Raw genomic sequence first — 12,653 nt, 5'->3', positions numbered from 1 at the left:
TCACTCTCCGGTGATGTCGTCGACGCCGCTCTGGTACTGGTCGCCGAGGGTGCTGAGCATGTCGTCGGGTGAGGTCGAACCGTTCACGAGCTCTTGTGTGCCGGCGACGAGCTGGTCGTAGAACGTGGGCGTGGGCCAGTCGGGGTAGAAGGCGAGCCCGTCGCGCTCGAGGAGCGTGTTGAAGTTCGCGATGAGCTCCTGGCTCTTCGGGTCGGTGATGTCGGCCGGGTCGGCCTTGACGGGCACGCCGCCGTTGTTGCCGATGAGGTTCTGGATCTCGGGGCGCATCGTGATGTCGATGAACTTCGTCGCGAGGTCCTTGTTGGCGGCGTTCTCGGGGACGACCCAGAGGTTGCCGCCCGAGCCCGGAGCCATCTCGCTGCCCGGGAACAGGAACGTGCCCCAGTCGAAGGTCGCCTCGTCGGCGACACGGCCGGCCCACCAGCTGCCGGAGACCATGATCGGCGCGCCGCCGCTCATGAACGTGGTGCCCATGTCTTCCGCCTTGATGCCCGTGACGTCCTTCGAGATCCAGCCGTTGTCGACGTACTCCTGCAGCTTCTCGGCCGCGTAGGTCAGCTCGGGGCCCTGCCAGTCGACGTCGCCCTCGTAGAGCTGGTAGTCGTCGACGAACGAGCGGTCGGCCTGCGAGAGGGCGAGCTGGTAGAAGAGCTGCCCCAGCGGGTACTCGGCACCGGCCTCGGCGAGCGGGGTGATGCCGGCGTCGGCGAAGGTCTGCAGCGCGGCCTCGAACTCGTCGTACGTGGTCGGCACCTCGATGCCCTGCTCGGCGAAGGCGTCCTTGTTGTAGAAGACCTCGACGTACTCGCCGTAGTTGGGGATGCCGTACCAGCTGCCCGAGCCCATGATGCCGCGCTCGTCGTACTTCGACGTCGTGGCGATCGACGGGGCGAGGTCGTCGTCCCAGCCGTACTCCTCGACGGCGTCGTCGAGGTTCGACAGCAGCCCCTGGCTGGCGAGCAGACCGGCGGTGGCGTTGCCCTTGTTGTACTCGAGGATGTCGGGGGCCTCGTCGGAGTTCAGCACCTGGCTGGCGGTGGAACGGATCTGCTCGAAGCTCTTCGCCTCGAACTCCACGGTCGCGCCGGTCTCCTCCTCGAAGGTCTCGATGGCCTGGTCCCAGGCGATGCCCATCGCGCTGGTCTCGCTCTCGAAGTGCCAGAGCTTCAGCGTGTTCGGGTCGGATGACCCTCCGCCGCCGGCGGAGCAGCCGGCGAGCAGTGCGGCGGTGGCCACGAAGGCCGTGCCGGAAGCGGCGATGCGTCGTTTGTTCAAGGTTCTACCTCCTCGTAGAGTGCCCGTCGCCTTCATCGTCGAAGCGTTTCGACGATGAACAGGGGGCGACGGAGCGGGTGGTGATTCGGTGGTGCGGTGGTGCGGTGGTGCGGTCGGGTGGGTTCAGGAGGCGCGGGCCGGCTCGATGACCGACCCCTTCGCCAGATAGGTGGGCGCGATCAGCTCGACACCCGTGTCGACGCGGCCGTCGATGCGGTCGAAGGCGGCCTCGACCGCTCGCGAGCACATCTCGTCGATGGGCAGCGGGATGGTGTCGAGCGGCGGGTCGAGCTCGTCGGCGGGGTAGCTGGCGCAGGCGGCCAGCACCGAGAGGTCTCGAGGGATGTCGACGCCGAGCCTGCGCAGATGCTGCATCGCGGCCTCGGCGGTGGGCTCGCTGCAGTGGAGCACCAGTGCGGTCATGTCGGGCAGTCGACCGCGGAGCTCGTCGACGGCGCGGATCGCGGAGGCGCGACCGAGGTCGGTCGCGACGGTCAGGCTCTCGACACCCCGATCGGCGGCGCGGGCCGCGAAGGCGTCGTCGAAGCGTCGGATGAAGCCGGTGTCGCGCTCGAGGTACGAGGCGGGGTGGCCGATGACCCCGATCGACCCGTGACCGTGGTCGGCGAGGCGGTCGACGACGAGACGCGCGGCCGACTCGAAGTCGAGATCGATGCAGGCGAGGTCGTCGACGTCGCGCGGGATCCCGATGAAGCCGGCCGGGAGGTCGAGCTCTCGCACGAGGTCGACGCGCTCGTCGACCGTCGCCACGCCGAGGGCCACGACCCCGTCGACCAGCGAACTCGAGGCGACCCGGCGGATGCCCGAGACCTCGTCGTCGGTGGCGAGCAGCAGGACGTCGTAGTCGCGACGGCGCGCGGCCTCGACGACCGCGGTGACGAACCGCATCTGCGTGGGCTGGTGGTTGTCGGCGCGGATCGGCGCGCTGAGGGCGAGGATGTTGGTGCGCGCGCCGGCCAGCATGCGGGCCCCGGCGTGCGGGCGGTAGCCGAGACGCTCGACGGCGTCGGTGACCCGCTGCCGCGTGCTCGAGGCGATCGAGCGTTTGCCGGAGAGGGCGTACGACACCGTGGAGATGGAGACGCCGGCGGCCTGCGCCACATCGTGGATCGTCGCCATCGTGACCTCACCGTCTCGTCGTCGTGTCGTCCGACCCGTCGAGGCGAAGCGCTTCGACGAGGTTCGAGAGGAGACGATACGACAGCTCCGACCGATGCGCAAGGTGTTTGTCGCCGCCGTCAACAAATGCCCGCAGCCCCTCGACCGAGCCGCCTCGGACGTATAAGTTGTAAGCGACAACAATCGCGACCAGCGCCTCCGGCGACTCGCGCCATCGACCACGAAAGGGACACCGATGTCCGTCACCCCCACCCGCGAAGACAAGTTCTCGTTCGGCCTCTGGACGATCGGCTACACCGGAGCCGACCCGTTCGGCGGCCCCACCCGCCCCGACCTCGACGTGGTCGAGGCCGTCGAGAACCTCGACCGCCTCGGCGCCTACGGCCTGACCTTCCACGACGACGACCTCTTCGCCTTCGGCTCGACCGAGGCCGAGCGTCAGAAGCAGATCGACCGCCTGAAGGGCGCGCTCGACGCGACCGGCATCGTCGTGCCGATGGTCACCACCAACCTGTTCAGCGCACCGGTCTTCAAAGACGGCGGGTTCACGTCCAACGACCGCGGCGTGCGCCGCTTCGCGCTCCGCAAGGTGCTTCGCAACATCGACCTCGCCGCCGAGCTCGGCGCCGAGACCTTCGTCATGTGGGGCGGCCGCGAGGGCGCCGAGTACGACAGCGCCAAAGACGTGCAGGCCGCCCTGTCGCGTTACAAGGAGGGCGTCGACATGCTCGCCCAGTACGTGACCGACAAGGGCTACGGTCTGCGCTTCGCCATCGAGCCGAAGCCCAACGAGCCCCGCGGCGACATCCTGCTGCCGACGCTCGGCCACGCGATCGCGTTCATCGACACGCTCGAGCGCCCCGAGCTGTTCGGCGTCAACCCCGAGGTCGGCCACGAGCAGATGGCGGGCCTGAACTTCACGGCCGGCATCGCTCAGGCGCTCTACCAGGGCAAGCTGTTCCACATCGACCTGAACGGTCAGCGCGGCATCAAGTACGACCAGGACCTCGTCTTCGGTCACGGCGACCTGCAGAACGCGTTCTCCCTCGTCGACCTGCTCGAGCACGGCGCCCCTCAGGGCGGCCCGTCGTACACCGGCCCCCGCCACTTCGACTACAAGCCGTCGCGCACCGAGACCATCGACGGCGTCTGGGAGTCGGCCGCGGCCAACATGCGCATGTACCTGCTGCTGAAGGAGCGCGCGCAGGCGTTCCGCGCCGACCCCGAGGTGCAGGAGGCGCTGGTCGCCAGCCAGGTCGCCGAGCTGTCGACCCCCACCCTCGCCGAGGGCGAAGGCTACGACGCCCTGCTCGCCGACCGCGCCTCGTACGAGGACTTCGACGCCGACGCGCACTTCGGCGGCCACGGCTACGGCTTCGTCCGCCTGCAGCAGCTCGCGGTCGAGCACCTGATGGGCGCTCGCGGCTGAGGGCGGACGCGCCAGCGTTCGCGCCGCGAGCGCTGACGCGCCCCAGCGCGTCAGACGGAGCTAGATGCGGCTGAGGCCGATGACGGGTCGCCCACTCACCGGTGGGCGACCCGTCGTCGTGCGTCGACCCCGATCAGTGCAGCATGGACGCGCGGTGCGACGATCTCGGCCCACCGGCGGTGCAGGGTCGACCACGAGAACAGGTCGCGGACGGTCATGTCCGCGAGGGCCGCGAGCGGGAAGTCGACGTGGTCGACGCCGATCAGCTCGCGCGAGAGGCGCTCGGTGACCGCGTTGAGCCGGTCGACCTGCCCCGTGATCAGACGGGAGGCGAGCGGCGGGAGCGGTCGGAACTGGGCCATCGGCGGGATGGCGGCGAAGACCACGGCGCACTCCTCGCCGGCCTCCTGCCGGATGCGGCCGACGAGCAGCCGCAGATCGCGCTCCCACGCGCTGGGGCTCGTGGCCGACAGCACGTCCGCGATCCCGAGGAACACGACGGCCGCGCTGGCCCCCTCGGCCGAGAGCGACGGCATGGTGACGGCGGTGCGCGCCGTGAGGACGGGCGAGGTGAGCTCCGACCAGGTGAGGCCTCGACCCCGGGAGTGAGCCACGCGCGAGGCGACCTGACTCGATGTCGTCATGCCGTGGCTCAGCACGCCCATGCCCGCGACGGCGATGCTGCCGATGAAGGCGATCCGCTCGGGGGACGGCCCGGTGATCGCCGGGCTGCGCTCGTCGCGGGGGAAGACGGCGGACGCGAGGTCGCGTCGGTACATCTCCAGGTGGAAGGCGAACAACGGCCGCCCGAGGGTGACGAGGACGGCCATCGGCCCCGAGAAGCGGGTGGCGACGGTGCGGTCGGGGTGGGGCTGGGGCATGCGGTCCTGGTGACGTCATCGCCGCGGGCGGCGAGGGGATCTCCGAGCGAGACCGCTCACGAGTCTCTGGGGGGAGCGCCCGTGGATCCAGACGCATTCGCAATGGGGACAATGCCTGCGTTCCGCTCATCGTCCCCTCAAATGCGGACACGGCCGGACGAAGCGCTGATGAGAAGGTCTTTCCATCGAGGGGAGGCATTCGAGAGGTACGAGTGGACGCGGGAACGGCCCCACGAATTGGGGCCACGTCGTGACGACCCAGGGAGCCATATTGCACACTGCTGTGCAAGATCGTAAGATCGCACCGTGACCACGACTCCTTCGACCCGGCGAGCGCCCCGGCGCGACGCCACCGCCAACCGCGAGGCGCTGATGGCGGCCGCCGTGCGCCTCCTGAACACCGACCCGGGGGTGCCCCTCGAGGCCATCGCGGCCGAGGCGGGGCTGTCGCGGCGCAGCGTCTACGGGCACTTCGCGACCCGCGACGACCTCGTGCGCGAGGTGACGCTGCGCGGCGCGGCGCGCATCGGGGCCGCGGCCGTCGTGCAGCCGAGCTCGAGCGATCCGGTCGTGCAGCTCGCCGCCCTCGGCGCGCGCCTGTGGTCGGAGGTCGAGCACGTGCGGGTCATGGCCCAGTTGACCGTCCGCGGCCCGTTGATGCACGTGGTCGGCGAGGCGCTGGCGCCCCTGCGGGCGTTCGTCCGCGAGACCGTCCGGCGCGGCGTCGTCGAGGGCCGGATGCGCTCCGACATCGACGTCGACACGCTGGCGCACCTGGTCGAGGGTGCCGCGTTGTCGGTGCTGGACGAGGCGACCGCGCGCGATCTCGGTCGCGCCGAGGGGCACCGGCTCGTCATGCTGGCCGTGCTCGCCGTCGTCGGCCTCGGCTGGCGCGAGGCCCAGGAGCTCATCGCGGGCAGCCCCGAACTCGAGCTGGGCGCCCCGGCGGCCGGCGGCGCCCCCACCGACGCCTCCGCATCCCTCGGCGACCCCGCCGACGCGGCGGTGTCCGCATGAGACTCGAGCTGCTCGGCGCGGCAGTCGGCGACGGCCCCGGCGCCCCTCTCGCCCCGCTCACCGTCACCGCCGACCGGGGCATCCCCGGCTTCGTCGCCGTCGAGACCGAGAACGGCCCGACCGTTGCGAGCCTCGTCGCCGGCGGACGGATGGCACCCGAGCGCGGCCGCGTCCTGCTCGACGGGAGCGACGACGCCGACGCGATCCGCGCCTCCTTCGCCCTCGTCGACACCCCCGGCGTGGCCGAGCCGTTCGGCTCGCTCACCGTCTCGCAGGTCGCCCGCGAGGAGCTCGCCCTGGCGGGTCTCCGCAGCGACCGCGCCTCCGTCTCCCTCCTCGTCGAGTCGCTCGGTCTCGACGAGCACCGGCGCACCCGCCTGCACGCGCTCCCCACCGAGCGCCGCGTGCGACTGCTCACCGAACTGGCCGTGCTGCGCCCCGACGTGCGCGGAGTCGTGCTCACGACGCCCGAGCGGCACGGCGGCGACGTGCACGCCTGGCTCGACGTCGTCGGCGATCTGGTCGCCCGCGACTACACGGTGCTGACCGTGACGAGCTACGCGGCCCTCGCCCAGGCCTCGATCCCCTCGCCCGACGTCGACGACGACGCCCCGTCTCCGACACCCGAAAGCGACCCCTCGTGAAGATCGTCACCCTCGTCCGTTCCGAGTTCCAGCGGCTGACCTCGACGGGGCTCGCCCGCCTCGCCCTCGTCGCGCTGATGACGGTGCCGCTGCTCTACGGCGGCCTGTACCTGTGGGCCAATCAGGACCCGTACGCGAAGCTCGACAAGGTCCCCGCCGCGCTGGTGAACGCCGACTCGGGCGCCGTGTCCGACGGCGAGACCGTCGACTACGGCGCCGATGTCACGAAGGAGGTGCTCGACGGCGGCGACTTCGACTGGCACGAGACGACCGCCGAGGAGGCGCGGGCCGGCCTCGAAGACGGAACGTACGACTTCACGTTCACGATCCCGACGGACTTCAGCGCCGACCTCGTGTCGGCGTCGAGCGACGACCCGCAGCGCGCGCAGATCGTGCTCGCGACCAACGACTCCAACAGCTATCTGTCGACGACCATCGCCGAGCAGGCCGCCAAGACCATCAGGGCGTCGGTCACCGAGCGGGTCGGCAAGGAGGCCGCGACGCAGCTGCTCGTCGGGTTGTCCGACATCCGCACCAGCCTGGGCGACGCGGCCGACGGCGCCGCGCAGCTGAACGACGGCCTCGGGACGAGCGTCGGGGGCGCGGATCGACTCGCCACGGGTGCGGCCGACGCCCGTGACGGCGCCGACCGGCTCGCTGCCGGCGCCTCCGACGCCCACGACGGCGCCGACCGGCTCGCGACGGGGGCCGCCTCGGCCGACACCGGCGCTCGCACACTCGCCGACGGCGTCGGAGCGCTGAGCACCGGCGCGACGACGCTCGACGCCGGGTTGCAGCAGCTGCGCTCGAGCACCGCTGAGCTGCCCGCGCAGACGCAGGCGCTCGCCGACGGCGCCGCCCAGGTGGCGGCGGGTAACGATCAACTGGCGACGACCGTCGCCGGGGCCGCCGCCGACAGTCAGACCGCGGTCGACGCGCTGCCCGAGGCGCAGGCCGCCGCGCAGTCCGACATCGCCGCCGCTCTGGCGGCGCAGGGCTACGACGCCGATCAGATCGCGGCCATCGCCGCCACGTTCGCCCCCGTCACCGACGACCTCACGACACGACTGACCGGCGCGAACACGCAGCTGCAGGCGCTGAACGGCTCGGTCGCGCAGCTCTCCGCCGGTGCCGACCAGGTGGCCGCGGGCACGAGCACCCTCGCCGAGCAGACCCCGGCGCTGACCTCGGGCATCTCGTCGGCCGCCGACGGCTCGGCGCAGCTGTCGACCGGCGCCGCGACGGCGGCCTCGGGGGCGACCGACCTCGCGACCGGACTCGGCACGCTCGACTCGGGCGCCGCCTCCCTCGCCGACGGCCTCGGCACCCTCGACACCGGCGCGACCACACTCGCGTCGGGGCTCGACACGCTCGCCACCGGCACCGTCGATCTGCACGACGGCCTCGTGCAGCTGCGCGACGGCAGCACGACCCTCTCCGACGGGCTGCAGAACGGGCTCGCGCAGATCCCGGCGAGCACCGACTCGAGCCGTGACGACCAGGCGTCGGCGATCTCCGACCCGGTGTCCGTCACCGATCGCGCCCTGACCAGCGCCGGCACGTACGGCGCCGGGCTCGCCCCGTTCTTCATCAGCCTCGCGGCGTGGATCGGCATCTACGCGCTGTTCCTGATCGTCAAGCCGCTGTCGAAGCGGGCGATCACGGCCGTCAAGGCGCCGGGTCGCGTCGTGGCCGCCGGCTGGCTGGCGCCCGCGCTGCTCGGCCTGGTTCAGATGGTGGCGCTGTTCGGCATCGTGACCGGCCCGCTCGGCTTCGACGTCGTGCACCCCTGGGCCATGGTGGGGCTGATGGTGCTGGCCTCGGCCACGTTCGCGGCGATCATCATGATGCTGAACGTGCTGCTCGGCAGCGTCGGGCAGTTCCTCGGGCTCGTGCTGATGGTCGTGCAGCTCGTCACCGCCGGCGGCACGTTCCCGTGGCAGACCCTGCCCGCCCCGCTGGCGGCCCTGCACTTCGCCCTACCGATGAGCTACGCCACCGACGGACTGCGCCAGGTGATGTACGGCGGCAGCCTCCCGACCGCTGCCGGAGACGCCGGCGTGCTCGCCTGCTGGCTGCTGGCTGCCCTGCTCGTCTCGTACCTGGCCGCCGCCCGGATGACCCGCCGACGGACCCTCCGCGACCTCCGACCGTCGCTGATCGGCTGACACCCGGGCGCCAGGGGCGGCACCGCCCGAGGTGGTGAACCGAGGAGGCGCGGGTCGGGACCATCCCGACCCGCGCCTCCTTCCGTGGCATGTCGCCTTGACGTTCCACATGCCGGTGAACAAAACTGTCGTGATGCACACGCACCGCGCGACACCCACGCCCGCCGTCCTGGCCTACCCGATGCATGGGCAGACCAAATTCACGACCGAGGGGTACCGGACGCGCGACGCCCACCTCGTGGAGTGGCTCGGGCACCTGACCGGAGACCGCGGGGGCGTCGCCGTGGTGTCGCGACCGGAGCCTGCGGTGCTCGCGGTCGGGGGGTCGTGGCGGGGCGGGCGGCCGGGGCGGCGACGACCGGGCGGGCCCCCCGGTGTCGCGGCAGGGACGCGGCCGATCGAGACGACCACCTGGCGGCTGCCCGACCCGCGCGACCGACGGCGGTGGTGGGTCCGCTCCGCCGACGCCTACCCGGGGCTGCCCCATGCCTGGCGCGATGTCCCCGCCGTGGTGTGGAACCCCTTCACGGCACTGGCCCTCCCGCACGCGAACCCGTTCGTGACCGGACGCACGACCGTGCTCGACCTGCTCGACGACTGGACCGTGCACCACGCGTTCGCGGGCATCCGACCGGAGGTCGAGCGCGCCTACGCCGCCGCCTTCGCCTCGGCCTGCCAGGTGACGGCCAATGCCGAGGGCACGGTCGAGCTCGCCCGCCGCTTCGGCCGCGACGACGTCGTGCTGCTGCCGAACGGCTGCGACCCCGAGCGGTTCGACAGCACGTCGGCCGCGACGGGTCCGCTCACCGTCGGCTACGTCGGCAAGATCGGACGGCGTCTCGACCTGGGCGGCATCGTCGCCTGCGCCGAGGCCGAGCCCGACGTGCGCTTCGTCTTCGCCGGCCCCGTGCTCGACCGCGAGTACCACCCGCCCCTCGCGACGCTGCCCAACGTGACGCTGCTGGGCGACGTGCACTACGACGACGTGCCCGCCCTGCTGCGGACCTTCGACGTCGGCTGGGTGCCGCACCGGGTGGGGAGCGGGGAGCGGGCCGGAGGCCGGGGCGGCGGGGGCGAGGTGGGGGGCGACATCATCAAGACCTACGAGTACCGGGCGGCAGGGCTGCCCGTGCTGACGACCCCGGTCGACGGCTGCGATCGCCGCGGCCTCGACGAGGTCGCCGTCCTCCCCATCGATCGGCACGCCGAGCGGATCGGCGCCTTGAGTCGATCGGGCCCCCGCGTCGCTCGCCGCCCGGCCGCCATCCCCCGTGAGGCGACCTGGCGACTCAAGGCCGAGACCGTCCTCGGCGCCCTCGCCCCGGCGACGGTCGCGCGGAACCCCCGATGAGGGTCGCTCTCGTCGCCGCCCCGCTGATGGCCCGGAGCGGCGTGCACCGCTCGGCCCACGACCTCGTCGCGGCCGCCCGGGCACGGGGTCTCCCCTGGACCGCCCTCCTCGGCATGCGACCCGACGCGGCCGGTGCGCCGATCGAGGCCCCGGGGGTCACCGAGACCGTGCTCGTGCGCCACGGCGTCGACGTGCTCCGCGAGGTGCATCGCGCCGTGCACGCCGACCCCGACGTCCGACGGGCCGACGTCGTCGTCTCGCTGGTGCCGCAGAGCGACATGGTGATCGCGGCCTCGCGCGCCCTGCGCCACACGCCGCGGGTCGCGTGGGTGCGGGGTCTGCCCTGGCCCGCGGCGGGCGAGCAGCGTGGTCTCCGTCGACGGCTGCTCGCCGCCCTCGAGTCCAGGGCGCTCCGCACCCTCGACGACGTCTGGGCGACCTCCCCGCTGCTCGCCGGCCAGGTGTCGCGGGCGCGGGTGCCCGCGATCGTGCCCGCCGGCGTACCCGGTCTCCCCCGCACGAGCCACGGCGATCAGGAGGGGCCGCTCGTCTGGGCGGGTCGGCTCTCGGTCGAGAAAGGGCCCGGCGAGTACCTCGATCTCGTGCGCCGCGTCGGGGGTCCGGCGCGCCTCCACGGCTCCGGTCCGATGGAGGACGGACTCCGCCGTCGACGGATCCCCGGTCTCGACTGGGCCGGCTGGCTGCCGGCCGAACGACTCTGGCGCGACGCCGGCATCGCCGTGACGACCTCGTACCGCGACGCCTTCGGCCGCAGTCCGGTCGAGGCCGCGTCGGCCGGCGTGCCCGTGCTACTCAGCGACGGGACGGGCGCGGCACCGGCCCTGTACGTCGATCCCGAGCTCCGGCGGCGATTCGTGCTGCCCCTCGGCGACCACGACGCGTGGGACTCCGCCGTCCGCGACCTCCGCGGCGACGCCGATCTGCGGCGCCGAGTCTCGGACCACGTGCACGCGAACGCCTCCGAGCTGACCATCGAGCGATCCCTCGACCACGCGCTGCAGCGGCTGCGCGCACTGGCACCGCACCTCCACCCCACCACCGAACGGACGACAGGCTCATGACGCTTCTCGACCTCGTCGGCGCCCTGCGCCGGTCCGCCCTGCTCGTCGTCGCGATCACACTGGTCGGCGTCGCCGCCGGCGCGGCCGTCGTCGCGCTGACGACCCCGCTCTACACGTCGTCGACCCTCCTCTTCGTGTCGGTCCGTTCTGCGGCGGCCACGACGGCGGGCGAACTCGTCCAGGGCAACGCCGCCGCCCAGCAGAGGGTGCAGTCGTACGTCGGCGTCGCGACGAGCCCGCGGGTGCTGCAGCCCGTCGTCGACGAGCTCGACGACGGGACGACCCTCTCGTCGCTCGCCCCGCAGGTGTCCGCCGAGACCCCGGTGAACACCGTGAACATCCGCATCACGGTCGTCGACGCGGACCCGGCACGGGCCGCGAGTCTGGCCGGGGCGATCGCCGAGAGCTTCCGCACGGTCGTCGTCGACGAGCTCGAGACCCCCGCGCCCGGCGGCACGAGTCTCGTCGGGGTCGAGACGCTCGCTCCCCCGGTGGTCGCGACGGCGCCGTCCAGCCCCGACCTCGCCGTCGACGTGCTGCTGGGCGGCCTCGCCGGCCTGGCCGTCGGCGTCGCGGCCGCGGCGCTCCGAGCCCGTCTCGACACGCGGATCCGCAGTCGCGCCGACATCGAGGCGGTCACCGGCGGCACCCTCCTCGGGGCGCTCGGCTTCGACCGCGACGCCGAGCAGAGACCTCTGGTCGTCGCCGCCGACCCGCGCAGCCCGCATGCCGAGTCGTTCCGCTCGCTGCGGACGAGCGTGCAGTTCATCGGCCTCGACCGGACGGCGCGCTGCCTGGTCGTCACGTCCGCACTGCCCGCCGAGGGCAAGACGACGACCGTGGCGAACCTCGCGATCGCCCTCAGCGAGACCGGGTCGCGGGTGATCGTCGTCGACACCGACCTGCGCCTGCCTCGGCTCGCCGACGTGCTGGGCCTCGAGGGGGTCGTCGGGGTCTCCGACGTGCTGCTCGGCAAGGCAAGTCTCGCCGACGCCGTCCAGCCGTGGGGGCGGGGCGGACTCGACGTGCTGCCGGCCGGGACGCTGCCGCCGAACCCGAGCGAGCTGCTGGGGAGCAACCGCATGGCCGATCTACTCACCGAGCTCGCGCGGCACTACGACCACGTGCTGCTCGACGCCCCGCCGCTGCTGCCGGTCACCGATGCAGCCGTGTTGAGCCGCCTCGCCGACGGTGCGATCGTCGTGGCCGCGGCGGGCCGATCGACCCGAGGGCAGCTGACCGCCGCCCTCGAGATGCTGACGGCCCTCGACGCGACGTCGTTCGGCGTCGTCGCGACGATGCTTCCCGCGACCGGGCCGCAGGCGTACGGGTACGGGTACGGGTACGGGTCCGCCGGGCCGCAGGGGCGGAAGCGTGCCGCGGCCTCGGAGCCGCGCCCACCCCGCGCGACCGAGGAGCCCAGCCCCGCGCCGTCCTGAGCCCGGCCACACGCCCCGCCGCCTCCTCCACCTCGCCCCGTCTCCTCCACCTCGTGCGTGCAAATCGCGACCAAGTCGGCGTCTGAAGGCGGTTCCGGGGGCGATGAGGAGCGTTTCGGCACCGTTTTGTCGGGTTCGGCACGCCCAAGCCCACCGGCGCGGTCGGGTTCGGCCCGCCAGACGCCAGCGACACAGCCGTCCCCGCC

10 protein-coding genes are annotated in these 12,653 nt (G+C 72.7%); 7 read left to right on the top strand and 3 right to left on the bottom strand.

The features are described 5' to 3' along the window. A complete protein-coding gene (locus SOM13_RS08735) occupies positions 1–1,296 on the bottom strand; it encodes an ABC transporter substrate-binding protein (protein ID WP_244637295.1) in 1,296 nt (431 codons plus the stop codon). A 123-nt stretch (positions 1,297–1,419) separates the two neighbouring features. Beyond that, positions 1,420–2,436 carry a LacI family DNA-binding transcriptional regulator gene (locus SOM13_RS08730; protein WP_320479465.1) on the bottom strand — a complete coding sequence of 339 codons (1,017 nt, stop codon included), beginning with the start codon at positions 2,434–2,436 and terminating at the stop codon, positions 1,420–1,422. A 235-nt stretch (positions 2,437–2,671) separates the two neighbouring features. Here SOM13_RS08730 and xylA point away from each other — a divergent pair, with 235 nt between their 5' ends. Then, positions 2,672–3,865 carry a xylose isomerase gene (xylA, locus tag SOM13_RS08725; RefSeq protein ID WP_192061551.1) on the top strand — a complete coding sequence of 398 codons (1,194 nt, stop codon included), beginning with the start codon at positions 2,672–2,674 and terminating at the stop codon, positions 3,863–3,865. A 95-nt stretch (positions 3,866–3,960) separates the two neighbouring features. Here xylA and SOM13_RS08720 read toward each other — a convergent pair whose 3' ends face one another. After that, positions 3,961–4,746 (bottom strand): GDSL-type esterase/lipase family protein, encoded by a 786-nt coding sequence (locus tag SOM13_RS08720; protein WP_243214452.1) that lies wholly within the window; start codon positions 4,744–4,746, stop codon positions 3,961–3,963. 306 nt (positions 4,747–5,052) lie between these two features. On the opposite strand from SOM13_RS08720, the gene SOM13_RS08715 reads away from it, so the two are divergent. The 6 genes from SOM13_RS08715 (at position 5,053) to SOM13_RS08690 (ending at position 12,447) form a co-directional block, all read left to right on the top strand. After that, positions 5,053–5,763, top strand: a complete 711-nt coding sequence (locus SOM13_RS08715) for a TetR/AcrR family transcriptional regulator (protein WP_320479464.1) — start codon at positions 5,053–5,055, stop codon at positions 5,761–5,763. Beyond that, positions 5,760–6,407 (top strand): hypothetical protein, encoded by a 648-nt coding sequence (locus SOM13_RS08710; protein ID WP_320479463.1) that lies wholly within the window; start codon positions 5,760–5,762, stop codon positions 6,405–6,407. Before SOM13_RS08715 ends, SOM13_RS08710 begins: the two co-directional genes overlap by 4 nt. Then, the gene (locus tag SOM13_RS08705) at positions 6,404–8,575 is read left to right on the top strand and encodes a YhgE/Pip domain-containing protein (protein WP_320479462.1); all 2,172 of its coding nucleotides are present in this window, start codon (positions 6,404–6,406) and stop codon (positions 8,573–8,575) included. Before SOM13_RS08710 ends, SOM13_RS08705 begins: the two co-directional genes overlap by 4 nt. A 133-nt stretch (positions 8,576–8,708) precedes the next feature. After that, positions 8,709–9,926 carry a glycosyltransferase gene (locus SOM13_RS08700; protein ID WP_320479461.1) on the top strand — a complete coding sequence of 406 codons (1,218 nt, stop codon included), beginning with the start codon at positions 8,709–8,711 and terminating at the stop codon, positions 9,924–9,926. Then, positions 9,923–11,008 carry a glycosyltransferase family 4 protein gene (locus tag SOM13_RS08695; RefSeq protein WP_320479460.1) on the top strand — a complete coding sequence of 362 codons (1,086 nt, stop codon included), beginning with the start codon at positions 9,923–9,925 and terminating at the stop codon, positions 11,006–11,008. Before SOM13_RS08700 ends, SOM13_RS08695 begins: the two co-directional genes overlap by 4 nt. After that, positions 11,005–12,447, top strand: coding sequence for a polysaccharide biosynthesis tyrosine autokinase (locus SOM13_RS08690; protein WP_320478129.1), 1,443 nt, complete (start codon positions 11,005–11,007; stop codon positions 12,445–12,447). The genes SOM13_RS08695 and SOM13_RS08690 overlap by 4 nt, the downstream gene beginning before the upstream one ends. Positions 12,448–12,653 lie beyond the last annotated feature (206 nt).

The organism is Frigoribacterium sp. CFBP9030 (genome assembly GCF_034045195.1).
In the GTDB taxonomy this organism is placed as follows: Bacteria; Actinomycetota; Actinomycetes; order Actinomycetales; family Microbacteriaceae; genus Frigoribacterium.
This window is presented reverse-complemented; position numbering and strand designations above follow the sequence as displayed.

Excerpts from the sequence above, each read along its gene's own strand:
- SOM13_RS08730 (WP_320479465.1), bottom strand. The coding sequence starts at position 2,436 with ATGGCGACGATCCACGATGTGGCGCAGGCCGCCGGCGTCTCCATCTCC.
- xylA (WP_192061551.1), top strand. The coding sequence starts at position 2,672 with ATGTCCGTCACCCCCACCCGCGAAGACAAGTTCTCGTTCGGCCTCTGG.
- SOM13_RS08720 (WP_243214452.1), bottom strand. The coding sequence starts at position 4,746 with ATGCCCCAGCCCCACCCCGACCGCACCGTCGCCACCCGCTTCTCGGGG.
- SOM13_RS08710 (WP_320479463.1), top strand. The coding sequence starts at position 5,760 with ATGAGACTCGAGCTGCTCGGCGCGGCAGTCGGCGACGGCCCCGGCGCC.
- SOM13_RS08700 (WP_320479461.1), top strand. The coding sequence starts at position 8,709 with ATGCACACGCACCGCGCGACACCCACGCCCGCCGTCCTGGCCTACCCG.
- SOM13_RS08695 (WP_320479460.1), top strand. The coding sequence starts at position 9,923 with ATGAGGGTCGCTCTCGTCGCCGCCCCGCTGATGGCCCGGAGCGGCGTG.
- SOM13_RS08690 (WP_320478129.1), top strand. The coding sequence starts at position 11,005 with ATGACGCTTCTCGACCTCGTCGGCGCCCTGCGCCGGTCCGCCCTGCTC.